Origin of the sequence: Streptomyces sp. NPDC001407 (genome assembly GCF_042895325.1) — a bacterium.
In the GTDB taxonomy this organism is placed as follows: Bacteria; Actinomycetota; Actinomycetes; order Streptomycetales; family Streptomycetaceae; genus Streptomyces.
The window spans coordinates 137,640-155,094 of sequence record NZ_JBIAWF010000018.1 but is presented as its reverse complement, the minus strand read 5'-3'; the positions used below and the strand labels follow the sequence as shown (position 1 = coordinate 155,094).

Sequence of the window (17,455 nt, the reverse complement as noted above, 5' to 3'; positions counted from 1 at the left end):
CCACCCGATACACCCCCACCGGCGGCTCCACCGCCACCCCCGCCAACTCACTGAAACCCCCATAGTCATAACCACCCCCACCACCCCCACCCCCACCACCACCCCCCGACACCACACCCGACGGCCCCGGCACCCACACACCACCCACCACAACCACCACCCACTCCCCCCACCGAACCCACTGTCGACCAAAGACCTCAATCAACCCGAAAAACGTAGCAACGCACCACAGCACTCATAGGACCATCACACCCAACACACTCATACAAATCACCCACATGGCGTCATGGCGCCGCGATCTTCGCGAGACACCCCGCTGCCCTCCCACCCTTTGACCGGATATCAGCGCCCGGCTTGGAGCTGTCGATCATCAGCGATTACCATCGGTTTGGTTGCCTTAGTCAACCTATACGGGGGATCACAGCCACCAGGAGGGGAAACACCCATGACCGTCGCCACCGAGCGCTTCCGCAGCTATGTGGAGGAGAACCTCGACGCGCTGGGACAGGAACCGGACAAGGAGGCCGTGGTGCACCACGGCCGACGCATGGCCGCGGGCGAACTGCGCGACCTCATCTACCGCATGGCCCGGGCGCTGCGGGCCCAGGGTGTGCGCCGCGGACAGACCGTCACCCTCCTCTGCGGGAACATCCCGGAGACGATCGCCGCGCGTTATGCGGCCAATTTGCTCGGCTGCCCCGTCAACCACCTCTACAACAAGCTGTCGGCCGATGTGCAGGCCAACATCGTCCGGGACGTCGAGACCCACGCCCTGATCGTCGACCCCGCCTACACCGACCGCGCCGCCGAGCTGACCTCGCGGGCGCCGGTGCCGCACGTGCTCGTGCTCGGGCCGACGACCGTCGGGCTCGACCTGCTCGCGCTCGCCGGGGAGGAGTCCGCCGAGCCCTTCCCCGGCCTCGCGGAGCCCGAGGACACCTGCACCATCCGCCACACCGGCGGCACCACCGGCCACCCCAAGGCCATCTGCTCCTCCTTCGAGCAGGGACGGGGGATCAACGCGGACTGGAACGACGAGGACGGGATCCGCGCGCTGGTGTGCACCACGCTCGCGCACGCCGCGGGCCTGGTGGCCGACCGCGCCCTGGGCGTCGGCGGCACCGTCGTCCTGCTCGACGACTTCGACGCGGGCGCCGTGCTGTCCACCATCGAGCGTGAGCGCATATCCCACCTCTTCCTGCTGCCGCCGCTCCTCTACCAGCTGATGGACCACCCGGACGCCACCCGCGCCGACACCTCCAGCCTGCGCCGGCTCACCTACGGCGGCTGCCCGTCGTCCCCGGCGCGACTCGCCTCCGCCGTGCGGTACTTCGGCCCCGTGCTCAACCAGTTCTACGGCCAGAACGAGGCCGGCGGGATCAGCATGCTCGAGCCCGAGGACCACGACCCGGCGCGCCCGGAGCTGCTGCGGTCCGCGGGGAAGATCATGGACGGGGTCGAGGTCGCCATCCGCGACGAGCAGGGCCGGGACCTGCCCCACGGCGAGCACGGCGAGATCTGCGTGCGCTCCTCGCACGTGATGCAGGGGTACTGGAAGCAGCCCGAGCTCACAGCCGAGGTGCTGCGGGACGGCTGGCTGCACACGGGCGACGTGGGCTACCTCGACGACGCGGGGTACCTGACGATCGTCGACCGCCTGAAGGACATGATCGTGGTCGTCGGCGGCCATGTGTACACCGTCGAGCTGGAGGACGTCCTCAACTCCCACCCGCAGGTGCTGCAGAGCGCGGTCTTCGGCGTGCCGGACGCCAACCTCATGGAGCAGGTGCACGCGGCCGTCGTCCGCAAGCCCGGCAGCGAAGTGGACGAGGAGGAGCTGCGCGCCATGGTGCGCGAGGAGCGCGGCGCGATGTACGAGCCGGCGCGCATCGTCTTCGTCGACGCGCTGCCGCTGACCGACGCCGGGAAGCCCGACAAGAAGCTGCTGCGCAGCCAGGCGGCGGGTACGGTGGGTGCGCCGCTCGGCTAGCCTGAGGCCACAATGAACCGTTTGATGACGTCATGGGGCGAGTACGAACTCACCCGCTTCCCCGAGGACCCCCGCGACAGGCTCCGTGCCTGGGACGCTGCCGACGAGTATCTGCTCAGCCATCTCAAGGGCGTGGACGGCGAGCCCGTCGACCTGTCGGGCAACGTGGTCGTCGTGGGCGACCGGTGGGGTGCGCTGGCCGTCTCGCTGGCGGCGCACCGTCCCGTGCAGATCACCGATTCCTTCCTCGCCCAGGAAGCGACCCGGGCGAATCTGGAGCGCAACGGGCTCGCCCGGGACGCAGTGCGGCTGCGCTCGACACGGGACACTCCGCCGGAGCGGATCGACGTCCTGCTGATCCGGGTGCCCAAGAGTCTGGCGCTGCTGGAGGACCAGCTGCACCGCCTCGCGCCGCATGTGCACGCGGGCACGGTCGTGGTCGGCACGGGGCGGGTGACGGAGATCCACACCTCGACGCTCAAACTGTTCGAACAGCTCCTGGGTCCGACGCGGACGTCGCTCGCGGTGAAGAAGTCGCGGCTCATCTTCTGCTCACCGGACCCGGGGCTGGAGCGCGGCACCAACCCCTGGCCGCACAGCTACGCCCTGCCCGACGACGTCGGGGTGATGTCCGGACGCACCGTCGTCAACCACGCCGGTATCTTCTGCGCGGAGCGTCTGGACATCGGCACCAGGTTCTTCCTGGGGCACTTGCCGCGGCGCCGGGGTCCCGGGCACATCGTGGACCTCGGCTGCGGCAACGGCGTGGTGGGCACGGCGGCCGCGCTGGCCGACCCGGCGGCCGAGGTGACGTTCGTCGACGAGTCCTTCCAGGCGGTGGCGTCCGCGGAGGCGACGTTCCGGGCGAACGCCGGGGCCGGAGCCTCCGCGTCGTTCCGGGTGGGTGACGGGCTGTCGGGCGTACCGGCCGGGTCGGTCGACCTGGTGCTCAACAACCCGCCGTTCCACACCCACCAGGCGACGACCGATGTCACCGCGTGACGCATGTTCTCCGGGGCGCGCGACGCGCTGCGCACCGGAGGCGAGCTGTGGGTCGTCGGCAATCGGCACCTCGGCTACCACGTGCGGCTACGGAAGCTCTTCGGCAACTGCGAGGTCGTGGCGAGCGACCCGAAGTTCGTCATCCTGCGGGCCGTCAAGCGCTGACGGCACGGGCCGCGCGGCCCGTGCGACCCGGTGGCGCCACAGGGGGGCGCGTGCGCTGCTGATGCGCACCCGCGCGCCCCCGCGTGCGCCGGGGTCATGGCTGGCGCGGGCCGGGATGGTGGGGAGGGTCATCGCCGCGCACCGGACCAGTGAGCGCAAGGGGGCGTCGTGATTCACATCAGTGAAACCCTGGCTGTCCAGACCGTCGAGAGCTTCCTCAGCGCGGAGGAGTCGGCCCGGCTGGTCAAGATCATGGACAGCGAGGCGGCCGGCTGGCGCCCCCGCACCCAGGCCGAGGTGCTGCCCGCGCCCGCGCTCGCGCAGGAGATCCTCGCCCTGGCCACCGTCCGCTCCTTGCCCGCCATCCGCCGCGCCATGCCCTCGATCGCGGCCGCCACTCCGTGGGGGTACACCGAGCTGACGACCGGTCAGTGCGTGCCCTCGCACCTCGACGGCATCAGGAGCCCGCGCACGGCTCCGCGCCGGATCGGCCGGATCAGTGTGGTGATCGCCGAGGCGGAGGAGGGCGGGGAGTTCTACACCGAGACGACGGCCGACCCCTCACCCTGGACCACGACGCTGCTCGGTGTCGCGGACGGCTTTGTCTCCGGCACGCCTCTGGCCCGCAGCCTGCCGCACGAGACCGCGGCGGACCCGCACGCGGCCGAGGCCGAGTGGCTCGCGGCCACGACCAGGACCCGCTGGACCGCCCGTGCGGGCCGCGGTGTCGCCATCGCGTACGGCGCGCAGCTCATCCACGGCGTGACACCGGTGGTGCGCGGCCGGCTGCGGAAGTTCGTCACCGATCTCACGGACGCTCCGGTGTCCTGACCCCGCGCGCTCGCGCTGGCGCGAGCGCGCGCCCCTGGCTACCGCCCACCGTGCGGCCCGTCCTGTCCGGGCTGCACCGTGGGCGGTCAGGTGTTTCAGCGGCGTCACCGACCCGGCGGCGCCGCTGTGCCGGGGCCGGGGCGAGCGGGGTCCGATTGTGATCAAGCTCATGGTTTCGGTGCCGGGGAACCGGTCCCGGCGCCGCTCGAGTGCGTGGCATGATCATGCAGATCATTTACCTGCGAGTAACACCACTCGCACGGTGCCGTGTGATGCGGTCCGAAGGCGCTCGTCCCCGAGGCTCCTCGGTCCGCCCCCACCTCACGCTCCCGAGGATCCTACGTGCGCAGAACCACTGCCAAGGCCATCGCTTTACCGGCCATGACCGCCGCGTCCCTGCTCGTCGCCGGGTGCTCGGCCTCCGGGCCGTCGCCCGCCTCGGACCGCGCCGCCGCCGAGCTCGCCGCTGCCGCCGCTGACGCGGCGTCGGCCGGGGACCGGCAGCTCGCGGTCAAGGCCGCTCCCGACGGGGCGGCCGCGCCGAGTGCCGTGGCCCATCCGACCGGCGGCGGACGCCAGGCGGAGAAGTCCTCTCTGAAGGTCGCCTCCTTCGACCGCGAGAGCGGACGTGCCGTCCTGTCCGACACACCGAAAACGCCGGCGAAGAAGCCCCCGGCCGCCGCTCACCCCGCGTCCCCCGCCCCTTCCGGCTCGGCCGGGACGGAGCGGAACTCCCCTGTGGCCGTCGGCGACATCATCGCCAGCGCGCCCGCGCCCGGCGCTCCCGACGGGGTGCTGGCCAAGGTCACCAAGGTGCTGGGCAAGACCGAGAAGGGCACCGAGGTCAACACGGCCCCGGCCACCCTCGGCGCGCTGCTCGGTGACTCCAAGGCCGACGGCAAGGTGCCCGTCGACCCCTCCACCATGTCGGTGGAGCCGCTCGTCAAGGGCACCAAGGTCTCCTGGGCGAAGACCGGCGACGCCCACTTCGGCCCGAAGGGCGCGCAGTTGCCGATGGGCAGTCTGCGGATCGATGTCGGCACGTCGATCGCGACGGCCGAGGGCGCCCCGGCGTCCGCCGCCGCGTCGGCCGCGGGCTTCGTCCAGCTGGCTCCCGAGGTCGACTTCTCGTACGACGGTGGCTCCGGCCCCGCCGGTGTCCCGGGCGGCGCCTCGCTGTCGCTGTCGGGCGACTGGTCGTCCCAGTGGGAGCTCAAGGGCCAGGCGGCCGGCACGACTCCGGGCGGCAAGCCGCTGCGGGTGCCGTTCGCCAAGCTGCACGCCGCGCCCGTCATCCAGGTCGGCCCGGTACCGGTCGTCGTCAACCTCGGTCTGACCTGCTACCTCCAGGTCGACGCCGACGGCAAGATCAACGTCGACGTCAAGCAGGACCTCAAGGGCGACTTCCGCGTCGGCGGCACCTACACCCACGGCAAGGGCTGGACGCCCGTCAACTCGTCCGAGATGAAGGCCACTTCACCGCGCGCGACGGTCACCGCCGCGGGCAAGGTGAAGGCGGCACTCGGCGCGGAGGCGAGCGTGGGCCTGTACGGGGCCGTCGGCGTGAGCGCCGACATCGCTCCGTACCTGCGGGCCGAGGCGGAGGGGCAGGCCGGCGCGGCCATGGACGGCAGCGCGTCCGCGTCTGGCCAGTGGAAGGCCTACGGCGGGCTGGATCTGACGGGAGCCCTCCAGCTCCAGCTGAAGATCTTCGACACGCCGATCTTCGAGAAACCCATTCCGCTCGGTGCCCTGCACCGGGAGTGGAAGATCGCGGAGGGCTCGGGTGCCGTCTCCACGCCGGGCAAGCGGCGCGGCTGACACCTGAGACGGAACGGACCGGGGTGGCCGGTGGGGCGGGATTCCGCTCCGCCGGTCACCCCGTGCCGTTGCCGGACTCAGGTGCGCGAGGCGCGCAGGGAATTCCGGCGCGCGCACGCGGGAAAGGCCCGTACGGTAGTGGTGTCGTCGCTGCGACCCGCTCCGTACGGACCTTCGTGTTCCCGGGCGCATCGCACCCCCAAGTGCTCGCGCCGGGCCGGTATTTCCCCAGTGACTCCGGCGCCGCGCACTGTGCGTACGCGATGCCGGAGTCGTTCACCGGATTCCGGACCAGCGGTGCCGGTCCCCCGTTGTTCCCCCGTTGCCGCGGCCTCGTCGGCGGCGGTGGGGAAACGCTATGCCCGCGGGCCGGGACGGCAATACCTCACGGGTGCACGTTCAGATGCCACGCACTGTCATCGGTGCACGGTCCACCCGGATGACCTGCGCGGATATCCGTCGGCCACGGGCGGAAGGAAACGTCAGAGGGGCATTGCCGTGGCACAGCCGGTCAGTGCCGGGAGTTCACTCCCGTCCACGGCGGCCAGCGCGAGGACCACCTCGTAGAGATCGCCGCCACCGGTGAACAGCTGGCGCCTCAGCAGCTGTTCGGCGCTGCGGACGTGCTCGCGCACGGTCTGGGGGTGCAGACCCAGCCGGCCGGCCGCCCGCTCGACACCGGTGTTCTCCGCGATCCAGACCCGGAGGGTGCGGCGCAGTCCGCGGTCGTCGGCGTCCAGCCTGCCCAGGAGCTCCGCCGCCCAGCCGCGGACGCCCTCGGTGTCCAGCAGCCCGGCCAAGGACACGACACCGCCCGGCAGTGCGGGCCCGTGACCGTGCGCGTGCAGGGCGAGGTGCAGCACGGCCCGCGCGCGTACGTCGCTGAGGTCGAGGTCCAGCAGCCCGCCGACGCGGTCCATGCGCGCGCGTACGGTGTTGCGGCTCACCCCCAGGATCCTGGCCGCGTTGACGGCCGTGAACTCCAGGCCCAGGCCGACGGTCGCGAGCAGCGGGCCCTTGCTGGGATAGGGCAGTGAGTCCAGCGGCCGCAGCGCTTCGGCCGCCCAGCGGGCGGTCGCGGCGAGGTCGAGGATCTCGGTCAGCCGGGTCTGCGCCGTATGCGCGGCCATCCGGTCGGGACGGAGCCGGGCCACCGCGAGCGCGCGGGACGCCTCGCCGTACGCCTCTGCCGTACGGGCCAGCGGGTGGCGGCCGCTGCCGCCCAGGAACACGCCGTCCCGGGCGGCGACGATCCGGCGCAGCGCGGGTCCGACGCCGTCCGTCCGCTCGTCGCGCGCCGCCGCGTCCTCCGGCAGGGGCACGACGACGATCAGGTGCTGCTCATAGGCCGGGCAGCGGACGAGCAGGGCTCGGCCGTCGACGGCCGCCTCGCACTCGCGCGCCAGACAGTCGCGGCGTCCTTCCGGGGCCTCCAGGATGTGGACGTCGGCGGACTCGGCGTCGAGCAGCCCGGGGTGCAGCGGGGCGGCGGTGCGCTGGGCCAGGGCCACGTCACCGCCCATGAGGAGCTGGAGCACCGCGAGCCGCAGGGAGGAGACGGCCTCCTCCGAGCGGCGGCGGAGTTCCTCGGCGTCGCGGGCCCGGATCAGCAGGGCGAGCACGTCGGCGGCGTGGTTGACCAGCGCGGTGCTCTGCTCGTCGAAGGGGCGGTCACGGGCGACGGCGAGGACCGGGTGCGGGCGTTGCCGCCCCACGGCGACCAGCCGCAGGTGCGTGTGGTCCTCCTGGACGGCCGCCGCGTGCAGCCGCCCCTCGGCCACCTCCGCGATCAGGTGCGGGTCGGCGGCTCCGGGCGCTGTGCCGCACCGGCCGGTGAGCGTCACGGTGCCGCCGACGGCGTCGCCAAGCCAGGCGGTCAGGCGGCGTACGGCCGTGTCGGTGTCGTGCGTGCCCGTCCGGGCGAGCTCCAGCAGTTCGGTCAGCCGCGCCGAGCGGCCGGTCGCCTGGCGCAGCCGTTCGTCGTCGACGGCGCGTTGGACGCGGTGCCAGGGCACGTCCTCGGACATCGTCAGGAGCGGGATGCCCAGCCGGGCCGTGGCCTCGACCAGTGCCTCGGGCGGCCCGGACGAGGCCGGTACGACCAGGGCCGCGGCGCCCTCGGCGGCCGGCCGGGCCAGTTGCCTCTCCGCCCGGTGCCGGTCGTGCGCCCAGTCACCGTCGACGGGCACCCGTACGAGCTGCCCGGCGAGGCCGCCCGCCACCGCGGTCCCTTCCGCGAGCGTCACGGTGCCGGTGACCGTCCGCCGTGCTCCGCGCTCCCGCGATCCCGGCCCGAACCTCAGCGTCAGCTCCGGAATCCCCGCGAGCAAACCCACCGTGACCACCGGTTTCTCCCCTCGACCAGCCCCCGCAAGGCTACTTGAGCACGAACCGGCGCGGATCGCGCCACGGAGGAGTGTGTTTTCGGCCGTGCGCGGGGGTGCGCGCGCGTCGGCACGACCGGGCCGGCGCGCTTCGTGTGGTGGGCACCGCGGTGCGGATCAGTGGTGCGGTGCGGGTAGGGAGGGACCGCGCGCCACAGGTGGCGTGCGTGGGACTTCTCGGAGGGGTGTCCATGGTCGGTGTACGCGGTGCTGTAGTGGCGTTGTGCGCGATGGTGTTGACCGGTTCGTCACTGGTCTGCGCTCCGGCGACGCAGGCCGAGGGGCTGATCGTCTGCGCGGGCGAGGAGGACACCACGTACAGCCCCGGTCTTTCGCCCACCCCGCGGCCGACGAAGATCCACGCGAGGAGCGCGTACTCCTGCTCGGGCCCGCTCGGCAGGACGGTCCCGGTCGCCGGGGAGACAGAGGCGCAGTCGCCGTCGGCGTCCTGCCTGGCGTTCAACTCGCCGACCGGGCGGGAGCGGTTGCGCCTGCCCGACGGCCGGACCTCGGTGGTCGCCTACGACCAGGGCACGGCGGCGCGGATCGGCGGTGTCAACGTGGTGCAGCTGACGGGGTGGATCGTGGAGGGCCCCGGGACCGGGGCCAGGGTGACGCGCGATGTGGGGCTGATTCCGGCCGATCCGGCGGGGTGCCTGGGGGCGAACGGCGTGACGCAGGCGACCGGCCAGGGCCAGTTGCGGATCGCGCTCTGACGTGGGGCGGGGCTCTCCCCGGCCCCGCCCCACCCGAACCGGCGCCCCACGCCGTACACCGACCGTCGGCCGGTGTACGGTCGGGTGCCGGTTCCATGTGCGAAAAGGAAAGAGCTTGACGATGACTCCTCGCCGGAGCGCCGCCGACGACGGGCCGACCTTCCGGGAGCTCGCCCGCCGGCAGCAGATCGTCGAGTGCACCATCGACCTCATCTCCACACGCGGCTTTCCCGCGACCTCGCTGTCGGCGATCGCCGAGGAGGCCGGGATCTCCAAGGCGGCCGTCCTCTACCACTTCTCGTCGAAGGACAACCTGACCCGTACGGCACTGACGCAGGTGCTGGAGCGCTTCACCGCGTACGTCACCGAGCGGGTGGAGCGGGAGTCGGACCCGCTGACCGCGGTCGTCGCGTACGTGCGCGCGATGGTGTCGTACCAGCAGGCCAACCGCCGCCATGTGCGGGTGATCACCGAGATGCTGCTCGACGACGCGGGCGGCACCCGGCTGAAGGCCCCGGGCTCGCACGACACCCACGGCCGCCGCCAGGCGCTGGCCGCCCTCCTCGCCGCGGGCCAGGAGTCCGGCCAGCTGCGCCGCTTCGATCCGGATGCCGTGGCCCTGGCGGTGGGCGGCGCGATCGACGGCGTGATCTCGCACTGGCTCGCGCATCCGGAGTTCGATCTCGACGCGGCGGCGGACGAGTTGGAGGCCTTCACACTGGCGGCGATCCGCCGCTTCGACTAGGCCGGGGTCCGGACGGCCTCGGCCGTCCGGACTCCTGTGCCTGTCTACGCCCGCGCGAAATCCGGCGCGTGCTCCGGGCGGATCCCGATGCCGCCGAGGTACGCCGTCACCCCGCGCAGCGGCGGCACCTTCGTCAGGAGGCGCAGGGCCGGGGGCACGGTGTCGGGGGCGAGGGTGCCTTCCAGGACGGCGCGGAGTATCGCGTGCTCGCCCGCCTGGGACTTCTGGACCATGGCCATCGGCAGCCAGCGGCGCTTCTGCACGCGGGCCAGGTCGTGGACGCAGACCGAGCCGTCGCGCAGCGGTCCGGCGAGGATGCGGGCGGCCGCGACGGCGTCCTGTATCGCGAGGTTGACGCCGACGCCGCCGACCGGGGACATGGTGTGGGCCGCGTCCCCGATGCAGAGCAGGCCGTTGCGGTACCAGCGGCGCAGGCGGCCCATGGTGACCTCCAGCAGTTTGACGTCGTCCCACGAGCCGATGCCGCCGGTCACCGCCGCGTCCCAGCCGCACAGGGCGCCGAGGCGGTCGCGGAACCACTGGATGTCGTTGGCCCGCAGTTCCTTGTCGCTGCCCTTCCTGATCAGGTAGGAGGTCTGGTAGTAGTCGCCGCGGTCCATGGTGACGGCCGCCTGGCCGTGGCCGAAGCGGGCGAGGACGCGGCCGTCCTTGAGGCCGCCGCGGGGCCCGTCGACCCTCACCTGCCATACGTCCATGGGCGCTTCGAGCTCTTCGGGCCGGAGCCCGGCCTCGTGGCGGACGAGGGAGTCGCGGCCGTCGCAGGCGACCGTCAGGTCGGCCGCGAGCTCCCCGGGGGTGCCGTTCTCGTCGACATAGTGGACGCCGGTGATCCGCCCGCCTTCCCTGCGCAGGCCCGTGACCTTGGTGCGCATCCGCAGGGTGAAGGAGGGCTCTGCGGCGGCGGCGCTCGCGATGAGATCGAGGAAGTCCCACTGCGGGACCATCGCGATGTATTTGTGCCTGCCGGGAATGCGGCGGAGGTCGGCCGCGACGACGGAGGCGGTGCCGAACTGCATCCGCATCTCCTCCATCTTGGGGAACGGCAGTTTCGCGAACTCCTCGCCGAGGCCCAGCTCGTCGAGCAGGTGCAGGGTCGAGGGGTGGACGGTGTCCCCCCGGAAGTCCCGCAGGAAGTCCCCGTGCTTCTCCAGCACGGTCACCTGGATGCCGCCCCTGGCCAGCAGCAGGCCGAGCATCATGCCCGCCGGTCCGCCTCCCACGATGCAGCACGTCGTGCGCTCCATGCTTCCGCCTCTCCTCAGCGCGAATCTCTGACTGAATCTCTGACCGATCGGTCAGTAATCTAACCGATCGGTCAGGGTCGCGTTCAAGGGGGTTGATCAGGAGCCGCTGTTGAACTCCCGGGACTGGAGAGACAAATGAGACGAGTGATGGTGAAGTGAAACCAGCTGGGGCTGTCGCGGCGTCATGGATGACGTATTGGCCGCAAGAGAGCAGCAGCAAGAGAGCAGGAGGATGCGAACGTGGAGACCGCAGGAGCACGCCCGACCCGCCGCGCGATACTGACCCTCGGCGCCGGGACCGCACTGGCCGCCGTGTCCACGGGCGGGACGGCGTACGCCTCGACGCCCGGCGAGGACGCGCTGACCAGGCGGCTCAAGGAACTCGAACGCGCGCATTCCGCCCGCCTGGGGGTCTACGCCCGCGACACGGCCACGGGCAGGACGGTGCTGTACCGCGCGGACGAGCGCTTCCCGATGTGCTCGACCTTCAAGACGATCGCCGTCGCGGCCGTCCTGCGGGACCTCGACCACCACGGCGAGTTCCTCGCCAAGCGGATCCACTACACCAAGAAGGACACCGACGCGTCGGAATACGCCCCGGTCACGGAGAAGGCCGAGAACCTCGCCGCCGGCATGACCGTCACCGAGCTCTGCTCCGCCGCCATCAGCTTCAGCGACAACGCCGCCGCCAACCTCCTGCTCCACGAGCTGGGCGGCCCGGCCGCCGTCACCCGCTTCTGCCGCTCGATCGGGGACCGCACGACCCGCCTCGACCGGTGGGAGCCCAAACTCAACTCGGCGGAACCGGAACGCCGGACCGACACCACCAGCCCGCGCGCCATCGGCTCGACCTACGCGCGCCTGACCCTCGGGAACGCGCTCGACGCCGGGGACCGGAAGCGGCTGACCGGCTGGCTGCTGGCCAACACGACCAGCGGCGAATGCTTCCGCGCGGGCCTCCCCGCCGCCTGGACCCTCGCCGACAAGACCGGAGCCGGGAAGTACGGGACCCGCAACGACGTGGGCATCACCTGGCCGCCCGGCCGGTCACCGATCGTGCTGGCCGTCCTGACCACGAAGCACGACCGCGAGGCACCGGCGGACAACCCGCTCGTCGCCGAGACCGCCCGGCTCGTGGCCGGGGCTCTCGGCTGAGCCGCACGCGGTCGCTGTCACCGGCCTTCCGCGGGCCCTTTGATGCGGTTGCCCAGCCACACCTTCCTCAAGGCCGAAGGCAGGTCCGTGGGCTCGGGGCCGCTTCCGCACACGTGCTCGTGAGCGATCCGGCATTGCGTACCCCGTCCGGGGCCCTTGACGGCCCGGCCGTCGTCGGCGATGAACCAGCGCAGCCCTTCCGGCACTTCGCTCGACAGCAGCGGGACCCGATCGAGGAGGATGCGCCGCCCGTAGCCGGTGAGGCGGCGGTCCTGCTCGTGCCCGCACCGAGGACAGGCGGCGGGCTCCCGCGGCCCCGGCGCGGTGGCGCCCTCGCTCCTCGCCTGCGCGTCGTCGACGGCGGTCTCCGTATCGGCGAAGCACGTATCGCAGAGCACGCCCCAAGGCCTTCCCCGGTCCTGGACATCGCCTCCGGGCTCGGGGCAGCCAGGGCATGTCCGCGGTTCGCCGAATTCCCCCATATCCGGAGCGTGGTGGCATCTCGCCCCTACGACCAGCGGTGATATCGGTCGTCCGCGCCGGGGCCGGGGCTGCGGATGCGACGGGAGGCGTCGCGGGGGTTGTCATCCGGCGCGTTGACGTACAGCGGGGTTGGCCGGGCGGGCGCACTTGCGCGGGGCGGTTCCTCCACCAGGACGTGCCGTGTGTCAGGCCGCGTCCGCCGTACGCGTCCCGACCGTGAGGACGATCTTGCCGGTGGTGCGCCCGGTCTCCAGCACCCGGTGAGCCTGCCGCGCCGAGGCGAGGGGAAAGGTCCACGCGATCTCCACCCGGAGCCGGCCCCCGTGGCCGGCGCGGCCAGCGCCTCCAGGCCGGGGTGGTCGGGCTCGGTGCACACCACCACCGCCCGCACCCCGAGCCGCTCGGCACGCAGGCGCGTCTCCTCGGCGGGGTGGACGGCGATGAGCGTCCCGCCCTCGCGGAGGGTGGGACGACGCCGCTCGGCGAAGAGGTCGTGGCCCTGCTCACCACGCTCAAGGAGTGGCCGGAGAACCACGCCGGAGAAGTGCTCGCCGCCCGCGCCGTCTTCGATGCCCGCGCGGCGGCGGCCGGGGCTCTCGTCGGGGACCGAGGAGGGGGTCAGTCGGAGGTGCGGCGCAGGACGAGCGAGACGAAGCCCCAGCACGACCGGTAGGTGCGCAGCCATTCCGTACGGCGTATCGCCGCCGTGGCGAGTGCTTCGGCGCTGTCGGGGTGGGCGGGGTTGTCCAGCGCCCACGAGGCGAGCGAACCCCAGCAGGCCCATTCGTAGTCGTCGAGTTCCCGGCGCGTGCTGACGTGGCCGTGGACCGGGGTCCAGCCGGCGGCGGTGACGCGCTCCACGGTGGTCGCCAGGTCGGCGAAGTCCCCGAGCATCTCGACGGCTTCCGGGGTGGGTTCGCTCTCCCACAGGCCGTCACCCACCAGGACGCGCCCGCCGGGAGCCAGGTGCTCGCGTGCCGCCTCGAGAGTGGGGAGCAGACCGCCGAAGGCGTGGCTTGCCCCGACGCTGAGCACCAGGTCGAAGGGGTGCGGGGAGACGAAATCGACGGCCGGCCGGTGATGGAGCGTCAGCCGCTCCTGGACGCCGCGCTCTCCCGCGGCCGCGCGGGCCTCCTCCAGCGCGATGTCGGAGATATCGACGCCCTCGGCCCGGAGGAGGGGGTGGGTGGTCAGGGCCCGGAGGAGCCATTCGCCTCCGCCGCAGCCGAGGTCCAGCACGCGGGCGTCGTCGCGGGAGATGCCCCGTTCGAGCAGCAGGCGGACCGAATCGTCGTCGAGGGGGGCCTTGATGGGGTGTCCGGCATGGGCGATCGCGGAGATCTGTTCACGGTTCACCGGCGCAGCGTGCCACGCCCGGGTGTCGTGCGCACGCGCTTTTCCCGGTGCCTCGGGGTCGTCCATGGGGCGCGTGGCCGGGCGCCTGCGTGGTGCCGGAGGGGCACTTGTGACATGCCGCTGATGGCTTAATGCCGAGGCGGGGCCGTTCGGCCGCGCAACGCTGCGTGCGTCGGCCATGTTCTCAGGAGCCCGCTGCAACCCGCTGGGAGTGACAGGTGAACCAGCAACACCGCGGCGACGGCGGCAGCGCCTCGGGCCGCCATGCGGCGAGGCTGAGCAATACCGGCCTGGAGATGGCGGCTCCGCCCGCCTGGATGCGCTGGCTGCCGGCCGCCTATGTGGCGGGCGTCCTGCTGCTCGAACCCGTGACTCCCGTGCAGTGGCCCGTGAGCTTCCTGCTCATCGCGCTGCCCGTGGTCGCCGCGTACTCCCTCGGGCCGTTCGGGGTCGCCGCCGTCACGGTCTTCGCCATCGCCTTCGAGGGCGTCCTGGCGGGCACCCCGTGCTGTGCCGGCCGTGCCACGAACAACCTGTGGGAGCGCCATCACGTGGCCGCGTACATCTCCACCGCGATGGTCGGCGTCCTCGGTACGGCGCTGGCCGCGCACCGGAAGCGCCAGGAGGCACAGCTGGTCCGCGCCAACTCGGTCGCCGAGGCGCTGATGCACACCCTGCTGCCGCCGGTCCCGCACAAGGTGGGCAACGTGCTGGCGGCCAGCCTCTACCGCCCCGCCGAGGCGCGCACCATGGTCGGCGGCGACCTCTTCGACATCCGCGCCACCCAGGCGGGGACGCGCGCCATCATCGGCGATGTCCGCGGCAAGGGCCTCCAGGCCGTGCGTACCGTCGTCGACGTCCTCGGCAGCTTCCGCCAGGCCGTCTACGACCCGGGCGGTTTGCGGCAGGTCGCCGCCAGCATGGAGCGCCGCATGGCCCACGAGGCCGAATCGATCCGCGACGACGAGCTGTTCGTCACGGCCGCCCTGATCGAGTACGACCCCTCGGCCCAGCAGGTGACGATCATCAACCACGGCCACATCGAGCCCGTCGTCATCTCCCGCGGCGAGGTCCAGGCCGTCACCGGGCCGCCCGCCCTCCCCCTCGGCCTGGGTGCTCTGGACGCCGAGCGCCCTGTCGCCTACACCCACCGCTTCGGTGACGGTGACGTCCTCCTGCTGTGCACCGACGGGCTGATCGAGGCCCGCGATCCGAGCGGGGCCTTCTATCCCCTTCTCGACCGCCTGCGCCAGCGCTTCGCCGGCCGGCCCGCGCCGGATCCCGCGGAGGTCGTCGACTTCCTCGACACGGACCTGCCCCGCCACGCCTCTTCACTCCACGACGACGTCGCGATCCTCGTCTTCGCTCCGTACGGCACCCCCTCGCGGTAGCCGAGGGGGCCGGGCGCCGGCTTGTCATGTACTTCTGGATCTTGCTGGTAGCGTCTTCCGGGTTTGTTCACGCGTCACCACCGTGGCGCCGGCACGGGAGAATACACACGCGATGATGGGCCACTCGCACGCCGTGAGCGGAGCGCTGCTCTTCGCGGGCACCGCCGCCTACCTGCCGCCGTTGGTGATGAACACTCATCTGGCGCCGCAGGAGATCCTGATGGGCACGGTGCTCTGCGCCGGGGCCGCGCTGCTGCCCGATCTGGACCACCACGACGGCACCATAGCCAACTTCCTCGGGCCGGTGTCCAAGACGCTGTGCCGCTTCGTCTCGTGGGCCTCCGGCGGACACCGCCATGCCACACACTCCCTGCTGTTCGTCGCCCTCATGACGCTCGGCAGCTGGGCGGGGGTGGCATATCTGGGGCGGCCCTTCACCCTGGGCATGACGTTCTTCCTGCTGGCCCTGGCGGTCCGGGCGCTGAACATCTGCCCGCCCGGACACGGCTTCCACGCGTGGGGCACGATCGTGGCGATGGCGGGCATCGGCACCGCCGTGATAGCCAAGTTCATCCCCTCGGCCCCGGGCTGGCTCCCCTACTCCATCGGCCTGGGCTGCGTCGCCCACCTGCTGGGGGACTCCATCACGAAGCGGGGCGCGCCCTGGCTGTGGCCCATCAAGACCCGCTACGAGATCGTCGTCATCAAGCACAGCGGCAACAAGCTGGAGACGGAGATACTCACGCCGATCATGGGTGTGGCGACCGTGGCCCTGCTCTGGTTCACGGCACTCTCGCCGCACGCGAGCAGCTGAACAGCCGTTACGGCGGGGCCGCTTGCGGGGAGGGCGAGACGGTGGCGGTTCTCACGGAACTCCCCGCGATCCCGGCCGGTGGCCGTCCGTCCCGCTCATAGGGACGGCAGGAGCGACAGGACTGTCTTCCGCAGCCGGCCCGCGACCGTGCGCACATCGTCATCGGTGAGCCCGGGGTGCAGTGGCAGGCACAGCGTTTCCTCCGCGGCCCGCTCGGAGACGGGCAGGCGGGGCACGGGTCCGTAGGCCGGGACTGTGTGCAGGGGGCCGTAGCGGAAGTTCGTCTGGATGCCCGCGGTGTACAGGGCGCGGGCCACCTCGTCCCTGATGGCGCGGTCGACTTGGACCCAGTAGAGGTAGTACGAGGAGCGGTGCCCCTCGGGAAGCGGAGGCGGCAGCCGAACGCCGTCGGCCCCGGACAGTTCGCTGTCATAGAGGCGTACGAGCTCCGCCCTCCGGGAGACGAGGCCGGGCAGGCGGTCCAACTGGACCGACCCGATCGCGGCGGTCAGGTCGTTGCCGACGAGCCGGTAGCCGATCTCCCACTGCTCGAATGTCCAGTTCTGCCACGCCGGCGCACGGAAGCCGTCGCAGGCCTGTGCCAGACCGTGGTAGACGAGACGGCGTGCCCGGCGGGCGAGTTCGGGGTCGCGCACGTACAGCATGCCGCCGTCACCGGTCACCATGATCTTCATGGTGTCGAAGCTCCAGACACCCATGCCGCCGAAGGTGCCGACGGCCTGTCCTCCCACCGTGGACGCCACCGCGCACGCCGCGTCCTCAACGAGTGCGATGCCCCGCCTCGCGCAGAAATCCGCGAGGTCCGCGATGTCGCCCGGGTAGCCACCGTAATGAAGGACCAGCACCGCTTTGGTGCGGGAGGTGACGACCCGCTCGACGTCGCGCACGGTGGGGTTGAGGGAATGAGGATCGACCTCGCAGAAGACCGGCCGGGCGCCGCGCGACAGCGTGGCGTTGGGCCCGGCAACAAAGCTCAAGGACGGCATCACGATCTCGTCGCCCTCGGCCGCCCCCAGCAACTCGAGGGCCAGGAACGTACCGGATGTGGCCGAGTTCAGGAAGATGACGTGCTCGTGCGGGACTCCGAGGTGGCGTGCGAACTGTTCCTCGAAGCGGCGGGACTGATCTCGGTAGCCGACCGTCCCGCTGCTGAAGACCTCAGCGACAGCGTTCAGTTCCGGGTCACCCAGCACGGGCCGGGAAAAATCAATCATGTCTCCGCCCTTCGCCGTGTTCTCTGCCATGGGTTCCCTATCGTCTTCAGGTCGACGGGACGGTCGTGTCACCGGAGGCGGAGCGCTGCGGGAACTCCGGGA

Annotated in this window: 15 protein-coding genes and 1 pseudogene; 10 read left to right on the top strand and 6 right to left on the bottom strand. The window is 71.9% G+C overall.

The window, feature by feature from the left end; genetic code table 11:
* Window positions 1–445: 445 nt before the first annotated feature.
* The 4 genes and pseudogenes from ACFY1P_RS24175 (at window position 446) to ACFY1P_RS24160 (ending at window position 5,809) form a co-directional block, all read left to right on the top strand.
* Window positions 446–1,990: an AMP-binding protein gene (locus ACFY1P_RS24175; protein WP_390751858.1), complete on the top strand. Its 1,545-nt coding sequence runs from the start codon at window positions 446–448 to the stop codon at window positions 1,988–1,990.
* 12 nt (window positions 1,991–2,002) lie between these two features.
* Window positions 2,003–3,157: pseudogene (locus tag ACFY1P_RS24170) on the top strand (methyltransferase).
* 168 nt (window positions 3,158–3,325) lie between these two features.
* Window positions 3,326–3,988 carry a hypothetical protein gene (locus ACFY1P_RS24165; protein ID WP_390751857.1) on the top strand — a complete coding sequence of 221 codons (663 nt, stop codon included), beginning with the start codon at window positions 3,326–3,328 and terminating at the stop codon, window positions 3,986–3,988.
* Between the two features lie 381 nt (window positions 3,989–4,369).
* Window positions 4,370–5,809 (top strand): hypothetical protein, encoded by a 1,440-nt coding sequence (locus tag ACFY1P_RS24160; protein WP_390751861.1) that lies wholly within the window; start codon window positions 4,370–4,372, stop codon window positions 5,807–5,809.
* A gap of 482 nt (window positions 5,810–6,291) precedes the next feature.
* On the opposite strand, the gene ACFY1P_RS24155 is transcribed toward ACFY1P_RS24160, so the two are convergent.
* Window positions 6,292–8,154, bottom strand: coding sequence for a helix-turn-helix domain-containing protein (locus ACFY1P_RS24155; protein WP_390751856.1), 1,863 nt, complete (start codon window positions 8,152–8,154; stop codon window positions 6,292–6,294).
* A 230-nt stretch (window positions 8,155–8,384) separates the two neighbouring features.
* On the opposite strand from ACFY1P_RS24155, the gene ACFY1P_RS24150 reads away from it, so the two are divergent.
* Window positions 8,385–8,909 (top strand): hypothetical protein, encoded by a 525-nt coding sequence (locus ACFY1P_RS24150; RefSeq protein ID WP_361528018.1) that lies wholly within the window; start codon window positions 8,385–8,387, stop codon window positions 8,907–8,909.
* Between the two features lie 121 nt (window positions 8,910–9,030).
* Window positions 9,031–9,654: a TetR/AcrR family transcriptional regulator gene (locus ACFY1P_RS24145; RefSeq protein WP_390751860.1), complete on the top strand. Its 624-nt coding sequence runs from the start codon at window positions 9,031–9,033 to the stop codon at window positions 9,652–9,654.
* A 44-nt stretch (window positions 9,655–9,698) separates the two neighbouring features.
* Here ACFY1P_RS24145 and ACFY1P_RS24140 read toward each other — a convergent pair whose 3' ends face one another.
* Window positions 9,699–10,919, bottom strand: a complete 1,221-nt coding sequence (locus ACFY1P_RS24140; protein WP_390751855.1) for an FAD-dependent oxidoreductase — start codon at window positions 10,917–10,919, stop codon at window positions 9,699–9,701.
* A gap of 240 nt (window positions 10,920–11,159) precedes the next feature.
* Here ACFY1P_RS24140 and bla point away from each other — a divergent pair, with 240 nt between their 5' ends.
* Complete coding sequence (gene bla, locus ACFY1P_RS24135) at window positions 11,160–12,074, top strand: class A beta-lactamase (protein WP_390751854.1); 915 nt, start codon at window positions 11,160–11,162, stop codon at window positions 12,072–12,074.
* 17 nt (window positions 12,075–12,091) lie between these two features.
* Here bla and ACFY1P_RS24130 read toward each other — a convergent pair whose 3' ends face one another.
* The gene (locus tag ACFY1P_RS24130; protein ID WP_390751853.1) at window positions 12,092–12,472 is read right to left on the bottom strand and encodes a DUF6083 domain-containing protein; all 381 of its coding nucleotides are present in this window, start codon (window positions 12,470–12,472) and stop codon (window positions 12,092–12,094) included.
* Between the two features lie 270 nt (window positions 12,473–12,742).
* The gene (locus ACFY1P_RS24125) at window positions 12,743–12,865 is read right to left on the bottom strand and encodes a zinc-binding dehydrogenase (protein WP_390751852.1); all 123 of its coding nucleotides are present in this window, start codon (window positions 12,863–12,865) and stop codon (window positions 12,743–12,745) included.
* Window positions 12,866–12,912: 47 nt separating this feature from the next.
* Here ACFY1P_RS24125 and ACFY1P_RS24120 point away from each other — a divergent pair, with 47 nt between their 5' ends.
* A complete protein-coding gene (locus ACFY1P_RS24120; protein WP_390751851.1) occupies window positions 12,913–13,230 on the top strand; it encodes a hypothetical protein in 318 nt (105 codons plus the stop codon).
* Here ACFY1P_RS24120 and ACFY1P_RS24115 read toward each other — a convergent pair.
* Complete coding sequence (locus tag ACFY1P_RS24115; RefSeq protein ID WP_390751850.1) at window positions 13,176–13,913, bottom strand: SAM-dependent methyltransferase; 738 nt, start codon at window positions 13,911–13,913, stop codon at window positions 13,176–13,178. The genes ACFY1P_RS24120 and ACFY1P_RS24115 overlap by 55 nt on opposite strands.
* A gap of 218 nt (window positions 13,914–14,131) precedes the next feature.
* On the opposite strand from ACFY1P_RS24115, the gene ACFY1P_RS24110 reads away from it, so the two are divergent.
* Complete coding sequence (locus ACFY1P_RS24110) at window positions 14,132–15,304, top strand: PP2C family protein-serine/threonine phosphatase (RefSeq protein WP_361528006.1); 1,173 nt, start codon at window positions 14,132–14,134, stop codon at window positions 15,302–15,304.
* A gap of 115 nt (window positions 15,305–15,419) precedes the next feature.
* Window positions 15,420–16,118 (top strand): metal-dependent hydrolase, encoded by a 699-nt coding sequence (locus ACFY1P_RS24105; protein ID WP_361528004.1) that lies wholly within the window; start codon window positions 15,420–15,422, stop codon window positions 16,116–16,118.
* Between the two features lie 95 nt (window positions 16,119–16,213).
* Here the strand turns inward: ACFY1P_RS24105 and ACFY1P_RS24100 are convergent, their stop codons facing one another.
* Complete coding sequence (locus ACFY1P_RS24100; protein WP_390751849.1) at window positions 16,214–17,383, bottom strand: DegT/DnrJ/EryC1/StrS family aminotransferase; 1,170 nt, start codon at window positions 17,381–17,383, stop codon at window positions 16,214–16,216.
* Window positions 17,384–17,455: the final 72 nt, after the last annotated feature.

Bases quoted from the DNA above. Each gene is read 5' to 3' on its own strand.
- ACFY1P_RS24105 (WP_361528004.1), top strand. From the start codon at position 15,420: ATGGGCCACTCGCACGCCGTGAGCGGAGCGCTGCTCTTCGCGGGCACC.
- ACFY1P_RS24145 (WP_390751860.1), top strand. From the start codon at position 9,031: ATGACTCCTCGCCGGAGCGCCGCCGACGACGGGCCGACCTTCCGGGAG.
- ACFY1P_RS24150 (WP_361528018.1), top strand. From the start codon at position 8,385: ATGGTCGGTGTACGCGGTGCTGTAGTGGCGTTGTGCGCGATGGTGTTG.
- ACFY1P_RS24175 (WP_390751858.1), top strand. From the start codon at position 446: ATGACCGTCGCCACCGAGCGCTTCCGCAGCTATGTGGAGGAGAACCTC.
- ACFY1P_RS24100 (WP_390751849.1), bottom strand. From the start codon at position 17,383: ATGGCAGAGAACACGGCGAAGGGCGGAGACATGATTGATTTTTCCCGG.
- ACFY1P_RS24140 (WP_390751855.1), bottom strand. From the start codon at position 10,919: ATGGAGCGCACGACGTGCTGCATCGTGGGAGGCGGACCGGCGGGCATG.
- ACFY1P_RS24160 (WP_390751861.1), top strand. From the start codon at position 4,370: ATGACCGCCGCGTCCCTGCTCGTCGCCGGGTGCTCGGCCTCCGGGCCG.